The sequence below is a fragment of the Palleronia rufa genome, assembly GCF_000743715.1.
GTDB lineage: Bacteria > Pseudomonadota > Alphaproteobacteria > Rhodobacterales > Rhodobacteraceae > Palleronia > Palleronia rufa.
Window position 1 is genome coordinate 386,265 of the sequence record NZ_JQEY01000001.1, and the last position, 23,244, is coordinate 409,508.

Annotated in this window: 23 protein-coding genes, 1 tRNA gene and 1 pseudogene; 10 read left to right on the forward strand and 15 right to left on the reverse strand. The window is 67.6% G+C overall.

Going from position 1 to position 23,244, the window contains the following annotated elements; translation table 11 throughout:
• Positions 1 to 254: 254 nt before the first annotated feature.
• Both KW83_RS01870 and KW83_RS01875 read right to left on the reverse strand, forming a co-directional pair.
• A complete protein-coding gene (locus tag KW83_RS01870) occupies positions 255 to 1,658 on the reverse strand; it encodes a TolC family outer membrane protein (RefSeq protein ID WP_036173628.1) in 1,404 nt (467 codons plus the stop codon).
• Positions 1,655 to 2,308 (reverse strand): protein-L-isoaspartate O-methyltransferase family protein, encoded by a 654-nt coding sequence (locus KW83_RS01875; protein WP_036173631.1) that lies wholly within the window; start codon positions 2,306 to 2,308, stop codon positions 1,655 to 1,657. The genes KW83_RS01870 and KW83_RS01875 overlap by 4 nt, the downstream gene beginning before the upstream one ends.
• A 209-nt stretch (positions 2,309 to 2,517) precedes the next feature.
• Between KW83_RS01875 and KW83_RS01880 the strand changes: the two genes are divergently transcribed.
• Both KW83_RS01880 and KW83_RS19530 read left to right on the forward strand, forming a co-directional pair.
• The gene (locus tag KW83_RS01880) at positions 2,518 to 2,796 is read left to right on the forward strand and encodes a transposase (RefSeq protein ID WP_036173639.1); all 279 of its coding nucleotides are present in this window, start codon (positions 2,518 to 2,520) and stop codon (positions 2,794 to 2,796) included.
• A gap of 20 nt (positions 2,797 to 2,816) precedes the next feature.
• Entirely contained in the window at positions 2,817 to 3,203 is a 387-nt protein-coding gene (locus KW83_RS19530; protein WP_161785432.1) for an IS3 family transposase, read from the forward strand.
• On the opposite strand, the gene KW83_RS01885 is transcribed toward KW83_RS19530, so the two are convergent.
• From KW83_RS01885 to KW83_RS01905, 3 genes and pseudogenes are all read right to left on the reverse strand, one after another.
• Positions 3,153 to 4,282 (reverse strand): IS3 family transposase gene (locus KW83_RS01885; RefSeq protein ID WP_152563444.1). Its coding sequence is split into 2 segments (ribosomal slippage): positions 3,153 to 4,039 and positions 4,039 to 4,282, totalling 1,131 coding nucleotides; the frame shifts between segments, so codons are not numbered across the junction. The genes KW83_RS19530 and KW83_RS01885 overlap by 51 nt on opposite strands.
• 60 nt (positions 4,283 to 4,342) lie before the next feature.
• A pseudogene (locus KW83_RS21325) lies at positions 4,343 to 5,016 on the reverse strand (IS3 family transposase); the annotation flags it as partial.
• Positions 5,017 to 5,142: 126 nt separating this feature from the next.
• A complete protein-coding gene (locus tag KW83_RS01905; RefSeq protein WP_036173648.1) occupies positions 5,143 to 5,640 on the reverse strand; it encodes a ferritin-like domain-containing protein in 498 nt (165 codons plus the stop codon).
• A gap of 118 nt (positions 5,641 to 5,758) precedes the next feature.
• On the opposite strand from KW83_RS01905, the gene KW83_RS01910 reads away from it, so the two are divergent.
• The 4 genes from KW83_RS01910 to mscL all read left to right on the forward strand — a co-directional run bounded on the left by KW83_RS01910 (position 5,759) and on the right by mscL (position 8,219).
• Positions 5,759 to 5,834, forward strand: a tRNA-Trp gene (locus KW83_RS01910).
• Positions 5,835 to 6,283: 449 nt separating this feature from the next.
• Complete coding sequence (locus tag KW83_RS01915; RefSeq protein ID WP_161785433.1) at positions 6,284 to 6,601, forward strand: hypothetical protein; 318 nt, start codon at positions 6,284 to 6,286, stop codon at positions 6,599 to 6,601.
• 25 nt (positions 6,602 to 6,626) lie between these two features.
• On the forward strand, positions 6,627 to 7,406 hold the full coding sequence (locus KW83_RS01920) for an alpha/beta fold hydrolase (protein WP_036173651.1): 780 nt from the start codon (positions 6,627 to 6,629) through the stop codon (positions 7,404 to 7,406).
• Positions 7,407 to 7,835: 429 nt separating this feature from the next.
• Positions 7,836 to 8,219 carry a large conductance mechanosensitive channel protein MscL gene (mscL, locus tag KW83_RS01925; RefSeq protein WP_036173654.1) on the forward strand — a complete coding sequence of 128 codons (384 nt, stop codon included), beginning with the start codon at positions 7,836 to 7,838 and terminating at the stop codon, positions 8,217 to 8,219.
• A 20-nt stretch (positions 8,220 to 8,239) separates the two neighbouring features.
• On the opposite strand, the gene KW83_RS01930 is transcribed toward mscL, so the two are convergent.
• A complete protein-coding gene (locus KW83_RS01930) occupies positions 8,240 to 8,767 on the reverse strand; it encodes an NADPH-dependent FMN reductase (protein ID WP_036173657.1) in 528 nt (175 codons plus the stop codon).
• Positions 8,768 to 8,903: 136 nt separating this feature from the next.
• On the opposite strand from KW83_RS01930, the gene trhA reads away from it, so the two are divergent.
• Both trhA and KW83_RS01940 read left to right on the forward strand, forming a co-directional pair.
• A complete protein-coding gene (gene trhA, locus KW83_RS01935) occupies positions 8,904 to 9,578 on the forward strand; it encodes a PAQR family membrane homeostasis protein TrhA (RefSeq protein WP_051928124.1) in 675 nt (224 codons plus the stop codon).
• Between the two features lie 24 nt (positions 9,579 to 9,602).
• A complete protein-coding gene (locus KW83_RS01940; RefSeq protein WP_051928126.1) occupies positions 9,603 to 9,899 on the forward strand; it encodes a hypothetical protein in 297 nt (98 codons plus the stop codon).
• Here the strand turns inward: KW83_RS01940 and KW83_RS01945 are convergent.
• Complete coding sequence (locus tag KW83_RS01945; RefSeq protein ID WP_036174841.1) at positions 9,874 to 10,329, reverse strand: GNAT family N-acetyltransferase; 456 nt, start codon at positions 10,327 to 10,329, stop codon at positions 9,874 to 9,876. The two genes, KW83_RS01940 and KW83_RS01945, sit on opposite strands and share 26 nt — an antisense overlap.
• 38 nt (positions 10,330 to 10,367) lie before the next feature.
• Between KW83_RS01945 and KW83_RS20850 the strand changes: the two genes are divergently transcribed.
• Positions 10,368 to 10,535 (forward strand): hypothetical protein, encoded by a 168-nt coding sequence (locus KW83_RS20850; protein ID WP_161785434.1) that lies wholly within the window; start codon positions 10,368 to 10,370, stop codon positions 10,533 to 10,535.
• Between the two features lie 124 nt (positions 10,536 to 10,659).
• On the forward strand, positions 10,660 to 14,112 hold the full coding sequence (gene smc / locus KW83_RS01950; protein WP_036173677.1) for a chromosome segregation protein SMC: 3,453 nt from the start codon (positions 10,660 to 10,662) through the stop codon (positions 14,110 to 14,112).
• Between the two features lie 511 nt (positions 14,113 to 14,623).
• Here the strand turns inward: smc and KW83_RS01955 are convergent.
• The 8 genes from KW83_RS01955 to KW83_RS01990 form a co-directional block, all read right to left on the reverse strand.
• The gene (locus KW83_RS01955) at positions 14,624 to 15,178 is read right to left on the reverse strand and encodes a hypothetical protein (protein ID WP_152563446.1); all 555 of its coding nucleotides are present in this window, start codon (positions 15,176 to 15,178) and stop codon (positions 14,624 to 14,626) included.
• A gap of 411 nt (positions 15,179 to 15,589) precedes the next feature.
• Complete coding sequence (locus KW83_RS01960) at positions 15,590 to 16,573, reverse strand: 1-phosphofructokinase family hexose kinase (RefSeq protein WP_036173683.1); 984 nt, start codon at positions 16,571 to 16,573, stop codon at positions 15,590 to 15,592.
• A 164-nt stretch (positions 16,574 to 16,737) separates the two neighbouring features.
• Positions 16,738 to 17,931, reverse strand: coding sequence for a lytic murein transglycosylase (locus KW83_RS01965; RefSeq protein ID WP_036173686.1), 1,194 nt, complete (start codon positions 17,929 to 17,931; stop codon positions 16,738 to 16,740).
• 82 nt (positions 17,932 to 18,013) lie between these two features.
• Complete coding sequence (locus KW83_RS01970; RefSeq protein WP_036173689.1) at positions 18,014 to 18,988, reverse strand: glutathione S-transferase family protein; 975 nt, start codon at positions 18,986 to 18,988, stop codon at positions 18,014 to 18,016.
• A 35-nt stretch (positions 18,989 to 19,023) separates the two neighbouring features.
• Complete coding sequence (locus KW83_RS01975) at positions 19,024 to 19,995, reverse strand: IS481 family transposase (protein WP_036173691.1); 972 nt, start codon at positions 19,993 to 19,995, stop codon at positions 19,024 to 19,026.
• A gap of 159 nt (positions 19,996 to 20,154) precedes the next feature.
• Complete coding sequence (locus KW83_RS01980; RefSeq protein ID WP_036173693.1) at positions 20,155 to 21,108, reverse strand: cyclase family protein; 954 nt, start codon at positions 21,106 to 21,108, stop codon at positions 20,155 to 20,157.
• 161 nt (positions 21,109 to 21,269) lie between these two features.
• Positions 21,270 to 21,986, reverse strand: a complete 717-nt coding sequence (locus KW83_RS01985; RefSeq protein WP_036173695.1) for a glutathione S-transferase family protein — start codon at positions 21,984 to 21,986, stop codon at positions 21,270 to 21,272.
• The gene (locus KW83_RS01990; protein ID WP_036173697.1) at positions 21,983 to 23,206 is read right to left on the reverse strand and encodes a CaiB/BaiF CoA transferase family protein; all 1,224 of its coding nucleotides are present in this window, start codon (positions 23,204 to 23,206) and stop codon (positions 21,983 to 21,985) included. The genes KW83_RS01985 and KW83_RS01990 overlap by 4 nt, the downstream gene beginning before the upstream one ends.
• Positions 23,207 to 23,244: the final 38 nt, after the last annotated feature.

The following is a 23,244-nucleotide window of genomic DNA, read 5'->3' on the forward strand; positions in this document are numbered from 1 at the left end:
CGCGCCCTGTCACCGGGTTCCAGCCGCAGGGGGTCGGCCTGCGTCCGGGCATCTGCATCGACGCGAAGATCCGGCCCCAGCAGAAGCACCGGTCGCGCAGCGACCGGCCGTTCCTGCGCGTCCGGCGGCATTCCGGATGCCGGGGCCGGATCCGAACCACCCGGTATCGTCGGATCTGACATCGGCGGACCCTCCTTGGTCGGCTCGGCCCGACCCGGGCCGCCGGCGGGGCGGAGCGCCCCGGCGCGCCTGTTCTAACGGGCCAGGGATTTCATCAGCTTGTCCAGCTTCTTGCCCTGGGGGCTCACCTTGCGCACCGGCCCGTCGCTGACGGCGTTGTAATAGGCGCTCGGGTCGTAGGTGGTGATCCCCAGCCCCAGTTGCTGCACGGTGAGCATCCCCATGGCGAAGAGGATGGTGTATCCGGCCAGCGTATCGTCGATCCGGGCCGAAATCAGGTTGGCCCGCGCATCCTGAAGATCCTGGTCCGCGTTGAGCACGTCGAGCGTGGTCCGCGCGCCCAGGCTGACCTCTTCCTGAAGGCCACGATAGGCGATCTCCGCGGCGCGCACCTGCAGCTGCCCGGACTGGATGCGCGCCCGCGCGACGTCCCGCTGCGACCACGCCTGAGCCACGTTCTGAAGCACATTGTCGGTGGTCACGTGCAGGTCGGCCCGGGTTTCGTCCCGACGGGCGGCGGCCTGGCGGTAGGCAGAGGTCAGACGCCCGCCCCGGTAGATCGGCCCGCTCATGGTCACGCCGAACGATGCGGCCTCGTTGTAATTGTCGTCCACCGACAGTTGCGCCCCGGCGGATACCGTCGGCCGGACCGCCGCTTCGGCCCTAAGCACGTTCAGTTCCGCGATGGTGATGCCGCGCATGTCGGCAAGGATGTTGGGATGCCTCTGGCGGGCCACGGCCTGCGCCGCCTCCAGGGTCGAAACGCTGACCGGGGCGGCGTCGGTCGCCGTCAGCGTTCCCGGCGGCTGACCGATGAATTCCACATACTGCGCCCGCGCGACTTCCAGATCGCCCCGGGCAGAGGACAGCTGCGACCGCGCGGCGGCAAGCTGCGCCTCGGCCAGGGCGACATCGGTCCGGGTGACCTCACCCACGTCGAAACGCTCCTGAGCGGCGCGCAGCAGTTCGGAGTTCAGATCCACGTTCGACTGTCGCAGGTTCACGAAGGCGATCGCCTCGCGCACGCCCCAAAAGGCGGTGACCGCGTTGAAGAGCACCTGTTGCTCGACCTGGACAAGCGCCTCCCTGGTGGCCAGAACGGTCTCCTTCGCCACGTCGATCCCCAGCCGCGACCGGCCGCCGTCGTAGAGCAGCAGATCCGCGGTGATGGCGATGCTGGCGGTGTCCTCGAATCCGTCGCTGATCCGCCTGACGGGCGTCGCGCCGGCACTGTCGTTCGGGAATGTGTAGGTTCGCTGGGCCTGCGCCACGTAGTCGATCACCGGGCGCAGGGTGGCGATGGCCTGGGCCACGCCCTCATCGGCGGCGCGGAGCACGGCGCGGTTCTTCTCCAGCAGACCGGAATGGCGATAGGCCAGCACCAGGGCATCCGCCAAGGACTCCGCCCGCGCGGCCCCGGCCCCCATCAGCAAAGACATGGCCGTGGCCGTGGCGATGGCATACCCTTTGAACGTCATAGCGTAAACTCCGGCTTGCGGTCGAACCCCGGAAGCACCGGGGCCGAAGCATTGAAAGCGAACCGCCAGCTGACGTAGCCATCGGCCTTCACGCCGATCCGGCACGTCCCGAGGCGGTCCTCGAAGAAGATACAGGCGATCCGGCCGCCTTCGGCCAACTGGTCGGTTATCGCGTCGGGCAGGACGCTGACCGCGCCCTGAATCGCGATGGCGTCGTAGGGGCCGTGCTTCGGCGCGCCCTCGGCCAGCGGTCCGACGTGGATCACGGCATTGTCGATGCCCGCATCGGCCAGCGCCGCCTCTGCCTCCGCGGCCAGGGGCTCTTCGGGTTCCACGGCGACAACGGCCTGGGCCATCCAGGCCAGCACGGCGGCAGAGTAGCCAAACCCAGTGCCCAGATCCAGAACCAGGTCCGTGGGTCCGATCTCCAGCGCGTTCAGCATCTTGGCCAGAGTGCGCGGCTCCAGGATCGTGCGGCCGGGGCCAATGGGCAGGTTCTCGCCCAGATACGCGGCCTCCCGCAGACGATTTGGCACGAAGCGTTCGCGCGGGATCGTCAGCATCGCCTCGATGATCGGGAACAGCGTCACGTCGGAGGGACGCACCTGTGTGTCCACCATCATCCTGCGGCGCATTGCGAAATCGGCCATAATTAGACCCTTGTACTTCCTGTCTCGGACATCGCTTGCCACAAGAGGCGGCCTACGGCAACGCCGGAACGCCCTTCCGGCGACGTCCCGCGCCAACCGTGTCCTTGCCGCCCAACCCGCCTGCCCCGCCGACCCTTGTGCATCTGAAGTGGTCCCAGGAAATCGGACAGGTAGCTAAGGTGTATCCCGAACCTTTGGAGGGATACGAAATGGCGAAACGCCGGAAGTTCACGGATCAGTTCAAGGCAAAGGTCGCGCTCGAGGCGCTGCGAGGCGACAAGACGATCCAGGAGATTGCTGCGCGGCATCAGGTTCATCCGAACCAGGTAAGCGCTTGGAAGCGTCAGGCTGTCGACGGCATGGCCGACGTGTTTGCCCGTGGCAGTAGGCCCGAAGGCCCGAGCGAGGCGGAAGTGAAGGAGCTTCACGCCAAGATCGGGAGGCTGGCGGTCGAGAACGATTTTTTGTCCGCCGGGCTCAAGCGATGAGCCCTGCGAAGAAGAAAGCGATGATCCGCGGCGACCATCCGGAACTGGGCGTCAGTCAGCAATGCCGGTTGGTGAAGCTGAGCAGGTCAGCGTTCTACTACATGCCGGTCGGGATCGATGCGAAGACGCTGGCGCTGATGAAAGCCATCGACCGTGTGTTTACCAAGTACCCGTTCTTCGGATCGCGTCAGATCGCGGCATATCTGCGCCGGGATGGTATCGTAGCGGGGCGCCACCGGGTTCGGCGGCTGATGGCCAAGATGGGGTTGGAGGCGATTTACAAACGGCCCAAGACAAGCCAGCCGCATCCACGGCACCTGGACCTGTCGCGATTTCGTGCCGCCCCAAGTGCTCGTTTAAGCCACTTTTCTTTCGAATGCGACGGGGCTTTTCCAGCCCAGTGCTGAGTGGCGGCGACGCGGATTGTAGAAGCCATTGATGTATTCAAAGATCGCCACTTCAGCTTGCCGCCGCGTTTCCCATGACCTGCGCCAGATCAGCTCGGCCTTGATCGTCTTGAAGAAGGTTTCGACAGCGGCGTTGTCATAGAAATTGCCCTTGCCGCTCATCGACACCTTGAAGCCATGCTGGCGCAAAAGCTTCTGATAGTCGTGTGAACAATATTGCGACCCGCGATCCGTATGATGGATGCAGCCTTTGGGCGGCGCCCGAAAAGCTATGGCCATGTTCAACGCCCGGATCGCCAAGTCGCGTTTCATCCGGTTGCTCACGGCCCAGCCGATCACACGCCGTGAATGCAGATCGAGGATTACGGCCAGATACAACCAGCCTTCGCGGGTCCAGACATAGCTAATGTCACCGGCCCACTTCTGGTTGGGCGCATCAGTGTTGAAGTCTCGATCCAGCAGGTTCGGCGCGATATTGAACTTGTGATCGCTATCGGTCGTCACCTTGTGTTTGCGGGTTCTGACGACAGATATGCCGTTCTGGCGCATCAAACGGCCCACACGGCGATGACCGACGTCCAGGCCGATCTCCTTCAACTCTTCGGTCATTCGCGGCCTGCCGTAGCTACCAAGGCTCAGGCGGGACTGTTCTTTGATGTGTGCAAGCGTGACCATATCAGATCGTTGTCTGCGACTGGCAGGGCGGCTACGGAAGGCCCGCAAGCCACGTGTGCTGACGCCAACGACACTGCATAAACGGTTGGCTGGGAAATGGTTCCTGTGTTCCTCGACAAACCTAAATCTCATTGCTTTAGGCCCGCGAAGAACTGGGTGGCCTTTTTTAGGATTTCCCTCTCCTCCCTGAGAAGCCGGATCTCACGTCGAAGCCGCTCATTCTCTTTGGCGAGGTCCAAATCCTCTTGTGAAACCACGTTCGTGTCTCGATGCGCTGTGATCCATTTGTTCAGCGTCGACATTCCAACGCCCAGATCATCAGCCACCTGCTTGCGCGTCAGCCCGCTGGTCAGCGCAATACGCACCGCATCCTGGCGGAATTCGTCCGTCCGTTTCAATCCCATAGTTCGTCTCCTTTGTTGCAGTAAATGCTATCAAAGGAGCGGCATCAAACCGCGACAGGTCCATTTCTGGTTCGGCCGGTCGGCTTGGAAGTCGCGGTCGAGGATGTTGCCGGCGATGACCGAGCGTTCGCCATCATCCTTCGGATTCCCGCGCCGCTTTGGTCGCGCTCTCATAGCGTTCTGCCGCATGAGGCGCTCGATCCGGTGCAGCCCGCAGGCCAACCCTTCCTCGAGCACGTCGCGCCAGACCCGACGTGCGCCATAGGTGCGGTCGCTGGCCTTGAAGCTCTTGTCGATCTCCAAGACGAGCTTCGCATCGTAGATCGCCCGGGCGCTGATCGGTCGCTTGAGCCAGGCGTGGAAGCCAGACCGAGAGACGCCCAGCACCGCGCACATCCAGCTGACGGGCCAGATATGCCGGTGCTTCGCAACGAACGCGAACGTCATGTCGCTTCCCGCGCGAAGAAGGCCGCGGCCTTTTTTAGGATGTCACGCTCCGCCCTGAGCTTGGCGACCTCTTTCTTCAGGGCCGCGATCTCGGCCAGCTCGGCGCGCTGCTGGCCATTGCCGGGGAAGGCACTGGCAGACGCCACCGTCGCTTCACGCATCCACCGCCGCAGAACACTCTCCGCCAGGTCCAGATCTCGGCACGCCTGGGCCACCGTCACGCCCCGCTCGGTCACCAGCTTCACCGCCTCGATTTTGAACTCGCGGCTGAACTTCCGTCTCGTCATATCCAATCTCCAGTTCCATGGTCACGATCTTATCTTCGTGTCCACGAAACCGGCAGCAGGCCACGATGGTGGGCGGGTCGGCAAGGCAACCCCGGCCGTAAAGCCGTCCGGCCGGACGGTGCCGGGTCAGGCGGCGTCGGCGTTGACACCGCCGCGTGTCGCGATCTCGGTCATGCGGCGGTCGCCGTCGTAGGTCTGATCCAGACATTGCTGGAGAAGCGCCGCGTCACCGTCGAGTCCCAGGCGGTTGGCGAAGGCCACCACACAACCGTAGCCGGCCAGCGCATAGTGGACCATCCGCTGATATTGCGTGACGATCATGGCGTCGCGCACCGCGTCCGAGCCGAAGGACTCGTCCAAAGCATGGGCGTGGGCCTCTTTCACCAAGCCTTCCATGCCCTTGCAGAATTCACCATTGGGATCGACGCCGTGATCTCCGCAGATCTTCTCCAGCTTCTCCATGCCCTCTGCGATACCGGCACTGCCTGCGGCGAGGGCCTTGCCCAACTCGTCGTCAGAGGCCTTCTGCCCGAGGGCGGTGGTCGCCTCGATCGACTGCTTGCAGGCGGAGTAGATGTCCTGGATCTGGTCGATATATACGTCTTTCAAAGAGTTCATGGCCATGGGAGCCTCCTGTTCCGGGGGAAGGGTCGGTTGTCTGGAGAACGCGCGCTGCGGGGCAGGGTTCCGATGGATCGGGCTTGACCGGGATACCTGGGGGGGTTAGCGGAGGGACCGGCCCAGGGGTATAGCTCAGTTGGTAGAGCATCGGTCTCCAAAACCGAGGGTCGTGGGTTCGAGTCCCCCTGCCCCTGCCAGAAAATCCAATACCGTCATCCCTCAGGAAAGATGTGGCCCGACGGGCGCGTCTGCCCGCATTGCGCCTGGCTTCGGTCGACCGGCCTGAACGATCGACTGGCCTGAAAGCATTGCGCATCGCCCAGGACCCTACCTTGGCAACGACTGACGCGGTCAGCTCACGATCAGTGTAAAGATCCCGATGCACGGTACCGAACTCGACCTGCGTGCCCGGCTTGCCGCCATCTATACCGTGCTGAACGCCTTCAACGGAATTTCTTCCGTGGAGCTCGTACGGTTGATCGGCGTCAGTCAGAAGGCCGCCTGGAAAGCTGGACACGCAATCCGCGACATGATGCGGGCAAGAACGATGCGGGCGAGACGACCACGTTCACGAACACCTACACGATCCAGGGCCGCGCCCCCGGCGTTCGTGGAAACGCCCCGCATCCACATGGGGGAGATCGACGTGACGCGCGTCCCGAACGGGGCCGACAGCTTCGCGCTCAACCTGCTGGATTTCGACCACGGGCTGTCGGACGGGTGGCCATACGCCTTCCACGAAACCACGCTCAAGGTGTCGGAGGACAGCGGCGCGACCTTCGTGGACGATGACCGGGGGCGCGGTGTGCTGGATTACATGATCCCGCTCTACCAGACCTACAACTTCCCGACGACCGGACAGTTCAAACTCTCCACGGCCGTCGCGAACGATCACGGCACAGCGGCATCGGAAAGCAACGTGGTCGAGGTCTTCAACGGCTCCGGCGCCGCCAACATCACCTGAAACAAGCGATCAAAAGGAGGCAGCCATGCCCAGCATCGAGCAAACCCAGGCCAGAACGTCCTACGGAAACTTCGACGTGTTCACCTACACCCCGCCAACGGACCTGAACGGCATCCTGATGGTGTTTCATGGCAATGGCCGGGATGCGGAGGGATACTGCGCCTCCGCCATCGATCTGGCCGAGGAGCGCGGTCTCCAGGTCGTCGCGCCGCTGTTCGATGAGGATCGGTTCCCGAGCGCCCGATACCATCGAGGCGGTCTGGAGTACGGCAGCGATCCGTCCGACTGGACCGTGGGTGCGGCAGCCGAGCTTGCGCGCGTCTTCGCGGAACGGCTGGACCGGACGCATATCCCGATCTGGATGTTCGGGCATTCGGCGGGGGGCCAGTTCCTGTCCCGGGTCGCGGCCTTCGCGCCCGATCTGACGGTCGAGCGGTACATCATCGCCAACCCTTCGACCTACGTGATCGCCGATGACAGAGAGGACATGCCCTACGGCTTCGAGGTCCGGGGAGAGGGTGGAACGGAAGAACGGGATCGCATCCGCCAATACCTGCGGATGCCGATCACGATCTACCTCGGCACGGACGATATTGGCAGCAAGGATCTGGCAATGAGCAGCGCGGCACAGCGCCAGGGCGATAATCGTCTCGACCGGGCAGTGCGCACCTATGAGGCGGCGCGCCAATTCGCCCGCCAATACGGTTGTGAGTTTGCCTGGCGGTTGGTGTTCGCACGGGACGTGGGGCATACCGGCGGCGGAATGCTGCGCGCCCCGGAAGCAACGATGGCGCTGGGAGCGTAGAAATCGTCGAGGGCCAATTCGTCAATCGATGCCGAGGCGATTAACGCGCCGTTAAATGGTCGTTCAGCGATCCATTCATTTGATGATCGAAAGTGCGTTTCGGGTCGGGGCGGTATCGATAGATAGAGGCCGCCCCGCGCTCTATCTGGACCAGGACATAACTGGATTGCGGTTGGCGGGTGAGATGTGGCCTATACGGGGGCGGCCGGAAACCTGCCGTTCTGCAGCCTCCCCTGCCCCCGGAAGCGGGGTCTTGAGCACCGCACACCACCCCGCCAACCGCACCGGCGCAAAAAAACGCTTGCTGCAAACTACACTGTCAAACACTGCAAACTACACTGTCACGCTAGAATAGAACTTTGATCTCGGGTCGATTGTGATACGCCGCTTCCGCGCGGCATGGTGCCGCGGAGAGAGGGGAGAGGCCGCGTGATCCAGGAATTCAGGGATTTCATCGCCAAGGGCAGTGTCATGGACCTTGCCGTGGGCATTATCATCGGCGCGGCGTTCACCGCCATCGTCACGTCGCTGGTCGAGGATCTGATCAACCCGCTCATCGGCCTGGTGGCCGGCGGGCTGGACTTTTCGGGCCTGTCCTTCGGGGTCGGCGACGCGCAGTTCATGTACGGCAAGTTCATCACCGCGGTGATCAACTTCCTGATCGTGGCCGTCGTGGTGTTTCTGCTGGTCAAGGTCGTCAACCGCGTGAAAGCGGCCGCCGAGCGTCCCGACGACGTGGCGCCCGAAGTCGACACCGGCCCGTCGGAACTGGACGTCCTGCTGGAGATCCGCGACGCGCTGAAGCGGGGCTGACCGGGCGCCAAGGCGGTGGGTCACGCCGTGGCCTCCGAGCGGAGCCGGTCCATCGCCTGACCCAGCACCGCCACGCTTCGGGGGTCGCTGAGCCGGCCCTCCGCGTCGAAGGCCGCGCCGGAGCCCGCGATCAGCACCTCCGGCCCGGTCGAGAACCGCGGCCGGAACGCCGCCAGCGCCATCATCAGAGAGTATCGCGCCCGCGCGCCGCCCGATTGGCCCGCCGCCGCCGCGAGGATCGCCACGGGCTTGTCCTGCAGCACGAAGGGTTTCGTGCGGCTGATCCAATCCAGCGCGTTCTTCAGCACGCCCGACAGCATCTTGTTGTATTCGGGGGTCGAGACCACCACCGCCTCTGCCGCTTCGATCTGTCGCGTCACGCGGAGGACATCCTCCGGCAGACCGGATGCGCCTTCCAGGTCGCCGTCATAGAGGGGCAGGCGAAGGTCCGCGAAGCGATGGTCCCCGCCGTAGAGCCGCGCTGCCTCACGCAGGAGGGCGGTGTTGCTTGAACCCCGCCGCAACGATCCTGAGATACACATCAGCATGAGCCTTCACCCCTTCCGGTCAGATCGGCCGGATCCTAGCGACAGAGGTATGGGTCGCAATGCGAATGAGCGGAGTTAACCGGGGGTTTACCGCCTTCGGGTCATTCTCTGCAGCCGGATCGGACCTTAGCCTGCCATGATGACACGGGAACGGACACAGAGATTTGCGCGGGCGGAGCACGTCACCGACACCGCCGTTCATGCGGTCGGTGTGATGGCGGCCCTGGCCGCGGTGCCGGTCCTGATCTCCATGAGCGTCACCCACCGGGGCGGCAGCGGCGTCACCGCCGCGGTCGCGGTCTACGGTGTCAGCCTGCTGGCGATGCTGGTCTCGTCGGCCATCTACAACGTCACCGGACCGCACCGTTTCAGCCATATCTTCAAGCGGATGGACCATACGGCAATCTTTCTCAAGATCGCCGGCACGTTCACGCCGCTGGTGGTCATGACCGGGGGCGCGGGGGCGGTGTATCTGTCGGCGATCTGGGCCGTCGCGCTGGGCGGCTCCTCGCTCAAGATCCTGGCGCCGGATTCGCTGCGGTGGCTGGGGCTGACGCTGTATCTGGGACTGGGCTGGCTGGGCGTGATCTTCGGTCAGGACATCTTTGCCGCCATGACGCCGGGGGCGGTGCAGGCGGTGACCCTGGGCGGGCTGATCTACACCGCGGGCGTCGCGTTCTTTCTGTGGGAAAGGCTGCCGTTCCACACTGCCATCTGGCACCTCTTCGTGCTGGTCGCCACCGGGTTCCTCTATGCCGCCATGTACATCCAGATCGCCGCCGTGCCGGAGCGGATGTTCATCGTCGGTTAACGAAGTGCGGGCAGGATGACGGCCATGCGCCGGATCCTTGTGACCCTCGTTCTCATGGCGGGATGCGCCTCGCCCAGCCTCCGGTTCACCGGCATCCCCGCACAGCGCATCGACGCGGGCGGCATGACGTTCTCGGTCCGCCTCCGCGACGACACCGCAGAGGCCATGCGCATCAGCCGCGCCTGGCTGCCCCGCGAGCGGGAAGTGTTCAAGAACGCCACCGTCGCGATCGAACGGGCCTCCGGCTGCACGGTCGATCGCGTCGGCGGCGACCAGGCCATCGTGCGCGCCCGCCTCACCTGCCCGGCCGCCTCTCCATGAAGATCGAACTTCCGCCGGCCCGGTAGCTGCCGAACGGGCCGCAGGGCGCAAAGCCCGCCCTGGCGTAGACCCGGCAGGCGGCGACGCTCGCGGCGCCGGTCTCCAGGCGCAGGACCCGCAGGCCGGACGTTGCCGCCGCGCGCTCGATCTCTGCCAGCAGCGCCGCGCCGACGCCACGGCCCCGCGCCGTATCGACGACGAACATCGCCTTGACCTCTGCGTAGCCGTCCCGGGGCAACAGCCCCGCGATCCCCAGCAGCCGGAGGCCGCCCTTGGCCCCGAAGAGCCGCAGCGCCGCGGGCGGCGCGCCGGGGTCGATGCCGTGATTGTCCTGCGGCGGATAGAGGCGGTCGCTTTCGGTGCGCGCGGCGGCCAGCAGCCGCGCGGCGCGCGCATCGGTCACGGCGATGGGTCGGACCCTGACAGCCATCGGCACGTTCTGGCCCCACATATCCAGGGAGATCAAGCGTGGGCGACGACAAAGACCGCAAGACCGGCTTCGGCATCAGCGAGGCCAAGGGCCGGGAACCCGGCAAGACCAAGTTCGACAAGCCCTCGACGGGCGCGCAGGATACCGCGACGGACGAACGCCGGGACAAGCCTATCCGGGGCCCGGAGGACCATAACGACGAATAGATCTGGAAGATCGCGCGATATCTTGGGGAAAACGCGGCCATACACGGCCGATATGGTACGCAACCGTTGACATAAGGGGTCCGAGCCCGGACGATGGGAAAAAAACGGGCAGGCGACGCAGCGGATGCAGTTCACACGACTCAGGCTCAACGGCTTCAAGTCCTTCGTCGATCCCACGGATCTGGTGATCCATGAGGGGCTGACCGGCGTGGTCGGCCCCAACGGCTGCGGCAAGTCCAACCTCCTGGAGGCGCTGCGCTGGGTCATGGGAGAGAACCGCCCGACAGCCATGCGCGGCGGCGGGATGGAGGACGTGATCTTCGCCGGCACGTCGTCGCGGTCGGCCCGGAACTTCGCGGAGGTGGCGCTGTCGGTGGACAATTCCGACCGGCGCGCCCCCGCCGCCTTCAACGGGGCCGACCAGATCGACATCGTGCGCCGCATCACCCGCGACGCGGGTTCCGCCTACAAGGTGCTGGGCCGCGACGTGCGCGCGCGCGACGTGCAGATGCTGTTCGCGGATGCCTCGACCGGAGCGCAGTCCCCGGCGCTGGTGCGGCAGGGCCAGATCTCGGAACTGATCCACGCCAAACCCAGGAACCGCCGCCGGATCCTGGAGGAAGCGGCCGGGATCTCGGGCCTCTACCAGCGACGGCATGAGGCGGAGCTGAAGCTGAAGGGCGCCGAGGCGAACCTGTCACGTCTCGACGACACCATCGAACAGCTGGCCGCGCAGCTGGGTCAGCTGGCCCGGCAGGCCCGGCAGGCCGCGCGCTACCGCGATCTGGGCGCGCGGCTCCGGACCGCGGAGGGGCTGCTGCTCTATCGGCGCTGGCGCGAGGCCGACGAGGCGCTGGCCCGCGTCGCGGCCGCGCTGACCGCCCGCACCGCCGAGGCCGCGCGCGCCGAGCGGGTCGCCCGCGACGCCGGATCGGCGCGCGAGGCGGCGGAAGGGCGGATGCCCGGCGTACGCGAGGAAGAGGCCATCGCCAGTGCCTTGGTCCAGCGGCTGGAGGTCGAGGCTGCGTCCCTGGCCCAGGAGGCGACGCAGGCCCGGGAGACGGTCGAGCAGCTGTCCGGGCGCTTGCGCCAGCTCGACCGCGACGCGGAGCGCGAGACGCAGTTGAACGCCGATGCGGGCGACAGCATCGCCCGGCTGGAGGCCGAGGCGGCCGATCTGAGCGCCGCCGATGAGGGTCATGAGACCGCCGTCGCCGCCGCCGAGACGGAGGCCCACGACGCCGCCCGCATCCTGGGTGAGCGTGAGGGCGCCCTCTCCGAACTGACCGAGGATGTCGCGCGCCTTGCCGCCCGCCACCAGTCGGCGCAGCGGCTCCTGGACGACTGCCGCGCCGCGCGCGATCGGGCGGACCGGGCCTCTGCCGCCGCCCAGGGCGCCGTGACCGCGGCAGAGGCCGCGCTGGACGACGCCATCGCGCGGGCCGGGTCCGCCGGGGCGGCCCGCACGGAGGCCGGTGCCGCGGCGGAGGCGGCCGAGGCCGCGCTCGACCGGGCAGAGGCGGCGCGCGCCGGGGTGCAGGCCGAGGAGGCAGAGGCCCGCGCCGCGCGCGCCGCCGCCGACGGCGAACTCGGCGCGCTCCGCGCGGAGCACCAGGCGCTGGGCCGGCTTCTGGCGCGGGATTCAGCGGGCGGCGACAGCGTGATGGACCGGATGCGCGTCGCACCCGGCCTGGAGGCGGCGATTGGCGCCGCCCTGGCCGACGACCTGCGCGCCCCGGTCGTGACCGACGGAACCGGCTGGATCGCGCTGGCCGATTACCCGGACGTGCCCGCCCTGCCGGCGGGTGCTTCCCCGCTGGCCGAACACGTCTCTGCCCCCGACGCGTTGTCCCGGCGTCTGTCCCATATCGGGCTGGTGGACCCCGCCGACGGCCCCGCGATGCAACCCGGCCTGCGTCCCGGCCAGCGGCTGGTCAGCCGCGACGGACACCTGTGGCGCTGGGACGGCTACCGGTCGGTGCCCAAGGACGCACCGTCGCAGGCCGCGCTGCGGCTCCAGCAAAAGAACCGCCTGGACGCCCTGGGCCGCGAGGTGGCCGACACCGAAGCGCGGGCGGAGGCGGCGATCCGCCACCACGACACGCTCCGCGCGCGGCTCGACGCGCTGGCGGCGGCGGACCGCGACGCCCGGCAGGCGCGCCGCGACGCGGACGCCCGCGTGGCCGAGCTGTCGCGCGCCCTGTCCCGCGCCGAGGCCGACCGCGACATCGCCGCCGGCAAGCGCGACACCGCCCGCGATGCCGTCGCCCGCCATGCCGCGGAGGCCCAAGGCCAGCGCGCCCGGCTGGCAGAGGCCGAGCAGGGGATGACCGGCCTTGCGGATCTGGACGCGTTGCGGGCGCGGGTGGCGGACATCAAGCTGACCGTGGACGCGGCGCGGATGACCACCATGGCCAAGCGCGCCGCCCATGACGAGCTGACGCGCGACGGTGCCGCACGGGCGCAGCGTCGTGCGGCCATCGCACGGGAGGTTGCGTCCTGGACGACCCGGCTGGACAGTGCCGGGGGTCGGCTGGAAGAGATCCGCGCGCGTCACGCCCGCACGGAAGCGGAACTGGCGCACGGCCGGGAGGCGCCCGGGCGCATCGCCGCCCGGCAGGAGGCGCTGGACGCCGGTCTGACCGAGGGCAAGGCGCGCCGCCGTGCGGCGGAGGCCGCGCGGCAGGCGGCAGAGACCGCGCTGGCCGAGGCGACCCTGACCGAGCGGCAGTCCGAACGCGCCGCCGGCGAGGCGCGAGAGGCCCGCGCCGCCGCACAGGCCCAGGCCGATGCGGCGCGCGATGCCGTCGCCCAGGCCGACCGGCGCATCCGCGAGGATCTGGACGCCGCCCCGGACGCGCTTCTCGACCGGCTCGGCGTGGCCGATCCGGACAAAATCCCGCCCGCCACGGAGATCGAGATCGAGATCGCCCGCCTGCGCCGCCAGCGCGACGCGCTGGGCGCCGTCAACCTGCGCGCCGAGGAGGACGCCGCGGAGGTCGAAACCGAGCACGGCACGCTGGTGCGCGAAAAGGCGGATCTGGACCAGGCCATCGCCGAGCTGCGGCGCGGCATCTCCGGGCTGAACCGCGAGGGGCGCGAGCGCCTGCTCACCGCCTTCGAGGAGGTGAACCGCAATTTCGGGACGCTCTTTACCCATCTCTTCGGCGGCGGAGAGGCGCATCTGGAGCTGATCGAATCCGACGATCCCCTGGACGCCGGGCTGGAGATCCTGTGCCAGCCCCCCGGCAAGAAACTGGCGACCCTGTCGCTGCTGTCGGGCGGCGAGCAGACGCTGACCGCGATGGCGCTGATCTTTGCCGTGTTCCTGGCCAACCCGGCGCCGATCTGCGTGCTGGACGAGGTCGACGCGCCGCTGGACGACGCCAACGTGACTCGGTTCTGCGACCTGCTGGATGAGATGACCCGCCGCACCGAGACGCGGTTCCTGATCATTACCCACCACGCGGTGACCATGGCGCGGATGGACCGGCTCTTCGGGGTGACGATGGGTGAACAGGGGGTCAGCCAGCTGGTCAGCGTCGACCTCAAGCGGGCCGAGCAGATGGTGGCCTGAAACGGGCGATCCGGGGGGCAGGAGTCTGCGCCGGATGCACCGAACCGCCCGGGGACGCGCGTGTCGCGCACCCGGCACCGCCGCGATGCCGGACGATCCCCGGGACAATTCTGCCATTCGTCGAGACCGGACGGGCTCCGCCTGCCGGAGCCGTCACGCGGCTGCAAGGGGTAGCGCTTTCAGTTGGTTTTTCATGACTCCGACAAAAAGACAAACAAGATCAGTGGCCTGCCAGCCCGCGTTTCACTCGGTTTGTCGCGGCAGAGGAAAGAATGGATGTTTCGGCAGGTGGGGTGACGAATTTTCAACGAAATCGAGGAGGCGACGACAAGATCGTCAAGCTAGACCCCAACGATTGACGCTACCCTGTCGCAATTTTCATGCCGGCGGCTCTCGCAGCCGTCTGTTCGGGCAGGACGTAGCCGCCAAGCGTGTTCGTACGCACGTCGCCCGGTCAGGGTCTTCCACGCATCGCCGCCAGGCTCGACGCCGTCCAGTTCATCCGAACTTATCACCTCTTCAAGCAACGTCTGGACGCCCACCAGGTCGGAAAACGCGGATCGAGACGGTTCATCTGATCCTCCGCGTCCGCCAACGGCACGGCATCTTCGATCGCCTCTATACCGACAACCGATCGGCCGTTGCGGGCCACCCGGTCGCTGGCGGCAACGTCCACCGCTTCCGCAATGCAGGCAGGCAGGCAGGCAGGGAAACCAAACGCGTTCAGCCGCTCGACCGCGAGATCGTCTTTCGGCGGGCCGTGGTGGATGCCGGCATCGGACATCCGCGACATGATGCGGTCCAGCGACGGTTCGCGGCCGGCAAGACGCCAAATCCCGTCGAGATGCTCACCGACGACGGCGCGCCCGACAGCGCCAGGGACACCCGCATCCTCGGCCGCCAAATCGGCCCGAAAACCCTGTTGCACGCCGGTGAAGGGCCTGCGGAGCAACGGGATAGCCGAAGCATCCGTGACGACGCCAGAGCGCGATTGCCTCCACATCACGCCGCTGCCCGACGAAGCGACCGTCCCCGGATTGATCGCAGGGTGGTTCAACGACGACAACGAAACCCACCCACCCTCAACCGGGCGTCACGGAGTGGCATACGGTGTCGCCGGAAAGCTGATCGGCAGATCGTGCGGCGTGCGCTCTTTGGCGCAGAGTCGGAAAATCGGGGCTTGATCTCGTCCGATACATCGTCCGGCCATCGGGCCGAACAGGCGCGAGAACCGCCCGAACTGCCAAAATCCCCGCAACGCGACTCCACGTAAGCCATTGACGTCATTGCAGCGCGAAATCGCCCGCCCGTCAGAACCGAGCGCAACCCCAAAAGACTCGCGGAACCGCCGCCCCCCACAGGTCTGCCGGGACCGAACCGGCGGACGGGGACAGGGCAAGGCAGGCAGGGCAGTTGGCGGGGCGCAGGGACGGGTCTGCCGGTGCCGGACCCTGACGGGTCCGCCGGCACGGTCCGGTCAGGCCAGCGCGACGGGCGCGACCGTGCACCGGGGACGCAAAGCCTCGACGGTTTCGGGGTCGCAGGTCTTGGTGCCGGGGGTGGCGACGGCGGCGCAGGCCCCGGCGGTGCCCCAGCGCAGCGCCTCGGGCGCGGTGTCGCCCATGGCCAGCGCATAGGTCAGCGCGGCCAGAAAGGTGTCGCCCGCGCCGATCGTGGACACGACCTCTACCGGCGCCGCGCGGCAGAACCAGATGCCGTCGGCATCGGCCAGAAGGTTCCCCTCGGCCTGGCGGCCGACGACGATCCGGCGGGCGACGCCGCGCGCCACCAGCTCCGCGGCGAAGCGCGCCGTGTCCGCCAGGTCTGGAAGGGCGCGGCCGGCGGCGTCCTCCGCCTCCGCATGGTCGAAGCGCAGGATCTCCGGGCGGGCGGCGATTTCCCCGGCCGGGTGGGTCACCAGATGGTCGAGCGCCGCGCCGGAGGTGTCCACCACCAGCCGCACCCGCTTGTCGCCCAGTGCGCGCGACAGCCGCGCGGGAAAGTCCGGCGCGGCGCCGGTGGGCTGGGAGCCGGAGATCACCACGAAATCCCCCGTCGCGGCCTCTTCGCTGAGCGCGGCGATGGTGGCGTCGTACTCGGCCTGGGTCAGCGCCGGGCCGGGCAGCATGAAGCGGAACTGCTCACCGGTGGCGGCGTCGCGGACCGACAGGCTGGTCCGCGTTTCCCCGGCGATGGGGATGATGCGGGTCGAGATCCGCTCGGCCTGGAGGGCGGCGACAAGGCGCATCCCCGTCGCCCCGCCAAGCGCGACGAAGGCCGTCGTGTCGCCGCCCAACCGGGTCACCATGCGGCTGACGTTGATGCCGCCGCCGCCGGGGTCGAGCCGGGGTGGGCCGCAGCGCAGCTTGCGTCCCGGCACCAGCTTTGCGGTCTCCGTGGACAGGTCAAGCGCCGGGTTCAGCGTCAGGGTAAGGACGGCGGCGGGAGGATCGAGGGACATGGCAGCGGAGTCGGTCGAGCCGGGGCCAGTGTCAAGACCCTAGGTCGGGCGGAGACTGCCGGGTGTCATATCCTAGCGTCGGGAAGGCGTCTGCGGCGCGCTTTTGCCGCGCTGCGGGCGGGTCGCAGCGCCCCGCCCGCAGGCAGTGGCGCGCGGCGCGGCCCTCACAGCGCGTTCAGAAGCTCCCGGGTGGGCCAGGCGTCGGCGGGCAGGCCCAGGCGCGCCTGTTCGGTGCGGACCGCGGCGCGGGTGCCCGCGCCCAGGATGCCGTCGATCTCTCCCACGTCGTGGCCGCGGGCGGACAGCTTCTGCTGGAGGCTCCTCATCTCCGCGTCGCCTAGCGGCGGAGGCGGGTTGCCGGCATCGAAGACCGGCGCGCCCTCCAGCCGGGTGGCGAAATAGGCGGCGGTAAGGACGTAGGTAAAGGACTGGTTCCATTCGAAGAACACGTCGAAGTTCGGGTATCCGAGGAACGCCGGACCGTCCTTGCCCTGGGGCAGCACCAGCGTCGCGGGCAGATCGGGCGCCGCGAAGCCGCCCGACCGCGGCGCGATGCCCAGCGCCGCCCATTCGCGCGGGGTCATCCGGGTGGTCAGCCCCGCGCGCGACCAGTCCATGTCCGCGGGCACGGTGACTTCCTCAAGCCACGGCTCGTTCGCGCGCCAGCCCAGGTCGGAAAGCATATTGCCGCCGGACATCAGCGCGTCGGCGGCCGAGGTCTTGAGCGTCACGCGCCCGTCGCCGTCGCCGTCGATGCCATTGGTCAGGATATCCTCGGGGAGCATCTGGACCATGCCGATCTCTCCGGCCCAGGCGCCCGTCGTGGTCCGCGGGTCGATGTCGCCGCGCGCATAGAGTTCCAGCGCCGCCAGCACCTGCGGCTGGAACAGGCCCGGACGACGGCAGTCGTGGCCCAGCGTCATCAGCGCGTTCACGGTGTTGAAGTCGCCCTGGACCGCGCCGAAATCGGTCTCGAACGCCCAGAAGGCCAGCAGCACGCCGCGGCTGACGCCGAATTCCGCCTCGACCCGGTCGAAGGTGGCGTCGTGACGCTCGGCCAGTGCCCGGCCGGTCTGCAGCCGGTTCTGGCTGATGAGCCGACGGGCGAAGTCGGTGAACGGCAGAGTGAAGACGCCCTGGCGGCGGTCGGCGTCGAGCGTGGCCGGATCCTGCCGCACGCCCGAAAAGAACGCCCGCGCCGTCGCCGGGTCGGCGCCGCGCGCGACGGCGGCCTGCTCCATGGCCTGGACGAAATCGGGGAAAGACCCGCCGCAGGGGACGATCACCTCCCCCTCCTGCGGGGCCGCAAGAGCCGGGGTGGACAGGATCAGGGCAAGGGCGGTGAGGGCGGCGCGCATGGCGATCTCCGAAAGCGGGGGATGTCGCCGCCTCCGATAACAGGACCGCCGCAGCAGGCAAGCCGTCCTCACCGACGGGTGATCAGCCTCGACCGTGCGGTTCGGACCAGTCGAGCACCGGGTTGATCGGGATGATCCGGTGCGGATTCACGTTGTCCTGGCTGTAGTGGTAGTGACGCACGATGTGGTCGAACCGCACCTCATCCGCGATCCCGGGCCATTGGTAGAGGTCGCGCGCGTAGGCCCAAAGGTTCGGGTATTCCCTGAGCCATGCGCGGTTGCACTTGAAATGAGTGTGATAGACCGGATCGAACCGCACGAGGGTGGAGAAGAGGCGCCAGTCGGCCTCCGTCGCGCGGGCGCCCATCAGGTAGCGGCTCCGGTCCAGGCGCGCTTCGAGCCAGTCCAGCGTTTCGAACAGCGCGCGGGCGGCCGCGTCATAGGCGCTCTGGCTGGTGGCGAAGCCGGCCCGGTAGACGCCGTTGTTCACCGTGTCGTAGATGCGCTCGTTCACCGGGGCGATGGCGACGCGCAGATTCTCGGGCCAGTAGTCGTCGGCATTGCCGGTCAGCCCGTCGAAGGCGCCATTGAACATGCGGATGATGTCGGCGGATTCGTTGGACACGATGCAGTCCCGCTGCAGGTCCCACAGCAGCGGGACGGTGACCCGGCCGGTCATCTCCGGTGCCGCCCGCAGGTAGACGTCGCGCAGGTAGGGCAGGCCGAAAACGCGGTCGCCGGTCGCGCCGTCGAAATCGGTGCGGAATTCCCAGCCCTCCGCCAGCATGTCGGGATGCACGACGGAGACGCCGATCAGGTCCTCCAGCCCCTTGAGCCGCCGGAAGAACAGCGCGCGATTCGCCCACGGGCAGGCGTAGGAGACGTAGAGATGATAGCGGCCCGGCTCTGCGGCAAACCCGCCCTCTCCCGTGGGGCCGGGAGCGCCGTCGGACGTTATCCAGTGGCGGAACTGCTGGTCGGGACGTTCGAACGCCCCGTCGGTGGACCCGGTATCGGCCCGTGCGGTCGTCCAGACCCCGTCCGTCAGCTGCCCCATGGTCCGCCTCCCTCTCCGCTGGCCCTGCCCGGCACCTAGGTGTCAGATCCCGCTTGATTGTATGGCCGCTTTTTGAAGAGCCTTGGCTTTTGGCGATGCCAGTCCTTGAGGGCGTCGATAGGCGTTCTGCCCTTCAGGACGGATTGCGGGAGCTGGCCGTTGTAGAGGCGGACATAGCGCAGGATCGTCTGCTCAAGGTCCTCGCCTGATCGGAAGCGATGACTCTGCAGGACGTCCTCGATCCGCCCGTTGAAGCGCTCCACCATGCCGTTGGTTTGCGGCCGCATCGGTGGTGCGAGGCGATGCTCGATCCCGAGGTCGGCACAGAGGCGGTCGAACTCGTGGTTGCCCGTGGCCGCGCGCTTGCGCAGGCCGAACAGCCGGTCGGTGAACTCCTTGCCGTTGTCGGTGAGAACACGTGTGATCTTCATCGGCGCGGCGCGCTCCAGGTCACGCAGGAAGCGGCGCGCGTTGGCGGCCGTCTTCGCTGGGTAGATGCGGACGAAGACCCATCGGGTCGCACGGTCAATCGCCACGAAGAGGTAGCGTCGCCGCTGCTCGTCCGGCATCTGCGGCAGGTATTTCACGTCGACATGCAGATAGCCGGGCTCATAGGCCCTGAAAGGCTTGTGCGCAGGCTTCGGCGCCTTTGGTGTGAGGTCGCGGAGCTTGCTCACCCCATGTCGCCGCAAACAGCGATCCAGCCCGGAGCGCGAGACGTTCGGGTTCAGGAACTCGCGAACGACGGACAGCAGGTCGTCGAGCGGCAACAGCAGAGCCTTCCGCAACGCTACGGCAACCGCCTCCTGGGCAGGGGTCAGCGTCGTCTGCAGCCTGTGCGCGGTGTGGCTGTGGTCGTGAACGCCATCCCGCTTGCGCCACTTCCAGACCGTCTGTTCGGAGATGCTGTAGCGCTCCGCAACCATCCACGCCGGCTCATCGCTCGCCTGCATCGCAGCTCTGATCCTGGGTGTCGTCGTCGCCTGCTTGTGAAGAGAGATCAGCATGATCGTCCCCCATCCCGAACCTCACGCAGAAACGACCTTGCCATGAAGAGCGCAGACCGGCGAGAGTCTATGTGATCGTTCGGGACTGAACACCTAGCAACCCGGACGGCTCCCGCGAAATAGGCAGGCACCGAGGGGGTCATAGGCAAAAGCTATCGCTTATCGGATGGCGATGGGATTGATGATCATCTGCACCGCGCCCCGCAGCCGGGCCTGCCCCAGCACGAACAGGAACTCCGTCGCGCCGTCGGCGGCCAGTTCCCGCGTGTCCATGTTTTCGAGGATGTAGATCCCGTTCTCCGGCTGCAGGATCTGATGGACCCTGAAGGCGACGCCTTCTTCCTCTGCCGGAACGACCTCCATGCCCCAGGTGTCGGCACCCACGGCCATCACGCCCAGCTCGGCCAGATACTCTCCGCCGGACACGCCGACCCCCGGCTCGACCGCGCCGTAGCGCGCCGGATCGGCGGATTCGCCGTCCAGCAGGTTCAGCCAGCCGGAGTGGAACAGGACCACGTCGCCCTCGCGGATCTCGACGCCCTGGGCCTGCGCGGCGGCCTCTATATCCTCACGGGTATAGGCGGTGCCTTCCTCGACCGGGTCCTGACCGTAATAATCGGCCATGTTCAGCAGAACGCCCCGCCCCACGAGTCCCGGCAACTGCTCCAGTCCCAGCTCCTGCAACCCGTCGGCCTTGGCGAAATCGTCCAGCGCGCGGTCGCCATAGTAGACGTGATCGATGCCAGCATGACCCAGGCCGTCGATCTGCGGACCGATTCCCAGCCAGCCCATGAAGATGTCGTCGTTATAGGTGAACTTGTTGCTGCCCAGACCGGAATTGGTGGTCTGGTTGGGCTGCAGCACCGTGACGCTGAGCGAGCGCGGCGGAAAGGCCGGCGTGTCGCTGTCCACGATCAGACCAAGGCTGTAGACCTTTCCCGTCGTCACCAGCCTGGCGGCGTCGAGCACTGACTGGTCCGTCATGCGGTTGGCGGCTCCCAGCTGGTCGTCCGCGCCCCAGTCGGAGACGGTCACCCCCTGCGCCGCCAGCGGCGTCGCAAGGGCGACGGATATGGCGGCGAGCGTGGCGCGCAAGGTGCGATGGGTCTTCATGGTGGCTCCTCCCTCTGAGATCCCCTTTGACCCAAGGTAAGCCGCAGAGCCGATCGCCGCCAGTGGCTGCGTGGACCGGTGGCCATAGGCCCGCGGACGATACGACCAAGGTCGGTCTGTCGGGTCGCGCGCCGCGGCCCCGGCCCGTGCGGCGAGCGGCGTTATCCACCGCGCGTCAGCGACCGCGAGTCCTGCGAGAAGAGCACCGGGTTGTTGTCCACCCGGTGCCGTCCGCCGTTCTGGGCGTCCTTGTGCAGGTCGATCGCGCGGCGCACGGCGGGGCGCTCCTTTATCCGGGCGCGCCAGTCCGCCACGCGGGGGAACCCGTCGAGAGAGGCCCCCAGCGGCTTGGCGATGAAGGCCCAGGGAAAGGCGATCATGTCGGCGATGGAATAGTCCCCCACGATATAGTCCCGGTCCGCCAGACGCCGCTCCAGCACGCCTAGGCTGCGATCGTATTCGCCCAGGTAGCGCCGGAACCCATAGTCCCGGTCGCCCTTTGGGGCGTAGTTGCGGAAATGGCTGAGCTGGCCGCCCATGGGACCCTGGTTGGAGACCTGCCAGAACAGCCACTCATCCAGTTCCTTGCGCAGCCGCTTGTCGTCCGGCGCGCCGAACCGTCCGGTTTTCTCGGCCAGATACCACAGGATCGCCCCGGATTCGAACACCGGCACGGGCGTGCCGCCCCAGCCGGGGCCCGGGTCGCGATCGACGATGGCTGGCATCTTCGCATTCGGGCTGATCTCCATGAAGGCGGGGTCGAACTGGTCGCCTTCGGCAAGGCTCATCAGCTTCAGATCGTAGTCGAGGCCCATCTCCTCCAGAGCGATGGCGACCTTCCAGCCGTTGGGCGTCGGCGCGTAGTAGAAGTCGATCATGGTTCTCCCTCCTGGGGTCCGGTGGCCACGCCCGCGGCGATCATGGCGTCGATCTCCTGGTCGTCATAGCCCGCGCCGGCCAGGACCGCGCGGGTGTCCTGGCCCAGACGCGGCGCGGGGCGCGACGGCTCTGCCGCAACGGCCGAGAACCGCGCCGCGGGGCGGGCCTGCCGGATACGCCCCGCCTGGGGATGATCGCTCTCGACCACGATGCCGGCCGCCGCGACCTGGGGGTGGGCGATCATCTCGGACCGGGTGAGGGCCGGCGCGCAGGGCACGTCCTCTGCCGTCAGCCGCCTCATCCAGTTGGCGGTGGTGTCGGCCGTCAGCGCCTCTTGCGTAAGGTCCAGCCGCGCGGTCTTGTTGGTCTCCCGCAGGGCGACGCTGGCGAAGCGGGGGTCCTTCAGCCAGTCGGGCCGCCCGACCGCGCGCGACAGCCCCGCCCACGTGCTGTCGGTATGGGCGGAAACCGCCATCCACCCATCGGCGGTCCGGTAGATCAGCTCTACATAATCCTGCGCGGGGGCGTCGTGCGGGGCTGCGTCCGGCGCGTCCTCATCGCCGACGAAGGTCAGCCCCGCCATGTCGGAGCTCCACAGGAACGCCACCACGGTGCCCAGCATCGACAGGGTCACATGCGCGCCCTCCCCGGTCCGCTCCCGCGCGAAGAGCGCGGCAGAGATCGCCTGGGCACCCTGGATGGCGGTGACCTTGTCGGGCAGGATGGTGCGCACCAGCCGGGGCCGCCGTCCCTGCCCGCCGCCCTGCACCGCCGCAAGTCCGGACAGCGCCTGGACCAGCGGATCATAGACCGGCCGCGCCGCCCAGTCGCCCTGAACCCCGAAACCGGAGATGGAGACGTAGATCACGTCTCGGCGCAGCGCCCGGACGGCGGCCTCCGCCAGCCCCAGCCGGTCGACCACCCCGGGGCGGAAGTTCTGCACCACGACATCGGCCCCGGCGCAGAGCCGGAGGGCGGCGCCCCGTCCCTCTTCGGTCTTGAGGTCCAGGGTGACCGACCGCTTGCCGCGGTTGTTGTTCAGGAACGACGCCGACATGCCGCCGCGGCGGTCGGCCACGCGCCGGCTGTGGTCGCCGCCGCGGGGATGCTCGACCTTGATGACCTCGGCGCCCTGGTCGGCCAGGATCATGGTCGCCAGCGGACCAGAGATCATGGTGGTGAAATCGACGATCCGCACGCCGTCCAGCGGTCCCGTCATGGTCGCTTGCTCCTGTTGTCCCGCTTTCGAACCTAAGC

Excerpts from the sequence above, each read along its gene's own strand:
- KW83_RS01870 (WP_036173628.1), bottom strand. The coding sequence starts at position 1,658 with ATGACGTTCAAAGGGTATGCCATCGCCACGGCCACGGCCATGTCTTTG.
- KW83_RS01875 (WP_036173631.1), bottom strand. The coding sequence starts at position 2,308 with ATGGCCGATTTCGCAATGCGCCGCAGGATGATGGTGGACACACAGGTG.
- KW83_RS01880 (WP_036173639.1), top strand. The coding sequence starts at position 2,518 with ATGGCGAAACGCCGGAAGTTCACGGATCAGTTCAAGGCAAAGGTCGCG.
- KW83_RS19530 (WP_161785432.1), top strand. The coding sequence starts at position 2,817 with ATGATCCGCGGCGACCATCCGGAACTGGGCGTCAGTCAGCAATGCCGG.
- KW83_RS01905 (WP_036173648.1), bottom strand. The coding sequence starts at position 5,640 with ATGGCCATGAACTCTTTGAAAGACGTATATATCGACCAGATCCAGGAC.
- KW83_RS01920 (WP_036173651.1), top strand. The coding sequence starts at position 6,627 with ATGCCCAGCATCGAGCAAACCCAGGCCAGAACGTCCTACGGAAACTTC.
- KW83_RS01930 (WP_036173657.1), bottom strand. The coding sequence starts at position 8,767 with ATGCTGATGTGTATCTCAGGATCGTTGCGGCGGGGTTCAAGCAACACC.
- trhA (WP_051928124.1), top strand. The coding sequence starts at position 8,904 with ATGATGACACGGGAACGGACACAGAGATTTGCGCGGGCGGAGCACGTC.
- KW83_RS01940 (WP_051928126.1), top strand. The coding sequence starts at position 9,603 with ATGCGCCGGATCCTTGTGACCCTCGTTCTCATGGCGGGATGCGCCTCG.
- KW83_RS01945 (WP_036174841.1), bottom strand. The coding sequence starts at position 10,329 with ATGGCTGTCAGGGTCCGACCCATCGCCGTGACCGATGCGCGCGCCGCG.
- smc (WP_036173677.1), top strand. The coding sequence starts at position 10,660 with ATGCAGTTCACACGACTCAGGCTCAACGGCTTCAAGTCCTTCGTCGAT.
- KW83_RS01960 (WP_036173683.1), bottom strand. The coding sequence starts at position 16,573 with ATGTCCCTCGATCCTCCCGCCGCCGTCCTTACCCTGACGCTGAACCCG.
- KW83_RS01965 (WP_036173686.1), bottom strand. The coding sequence starts at position 17,931 with ATGCGCGCCGCCCTCACCGCCCTTGCCCTGATCCTGTCCACCCCGGCT.
- KW83_RS01970 (WP_036173689.1), bottom strand. The coding sequence starts at position 18,988 with ATGGGGCAGCTGACGGACGGGGTCTGGACGACCGCACGGGCCGATACC.
- KW83_RS01975 (WP_036173691.1), bottom strand. The coding sequence starts at position 19,995 with ATGCTGATCTCTCTTCACAAGCAGGCGACGACGACACCCAGGATCAGA.
- KW83_RS01980 (WP_036173693.1), bottom strand. The coding sequence starts at position 21,108 with ATGAAGACCCATCGCACCTTGCGCGCCACGCTCGCCGCCATATCCGTC.
- KW83_RS01985 (WP_036173695.1), bottom strand. The coding sequence starts at position 21,986 with ATGATCGACTTCTACTACGCGCCGACGCCCAACGGCTGGAAGGTCGCC.
- KW83_RS01990 (WP_036173697.1), bottom strand. The coding sequence starts at position 23,206 with ATGACGGGACCGCTGGACGGCGTGCGGATCGTCGATTTCACCACCATG.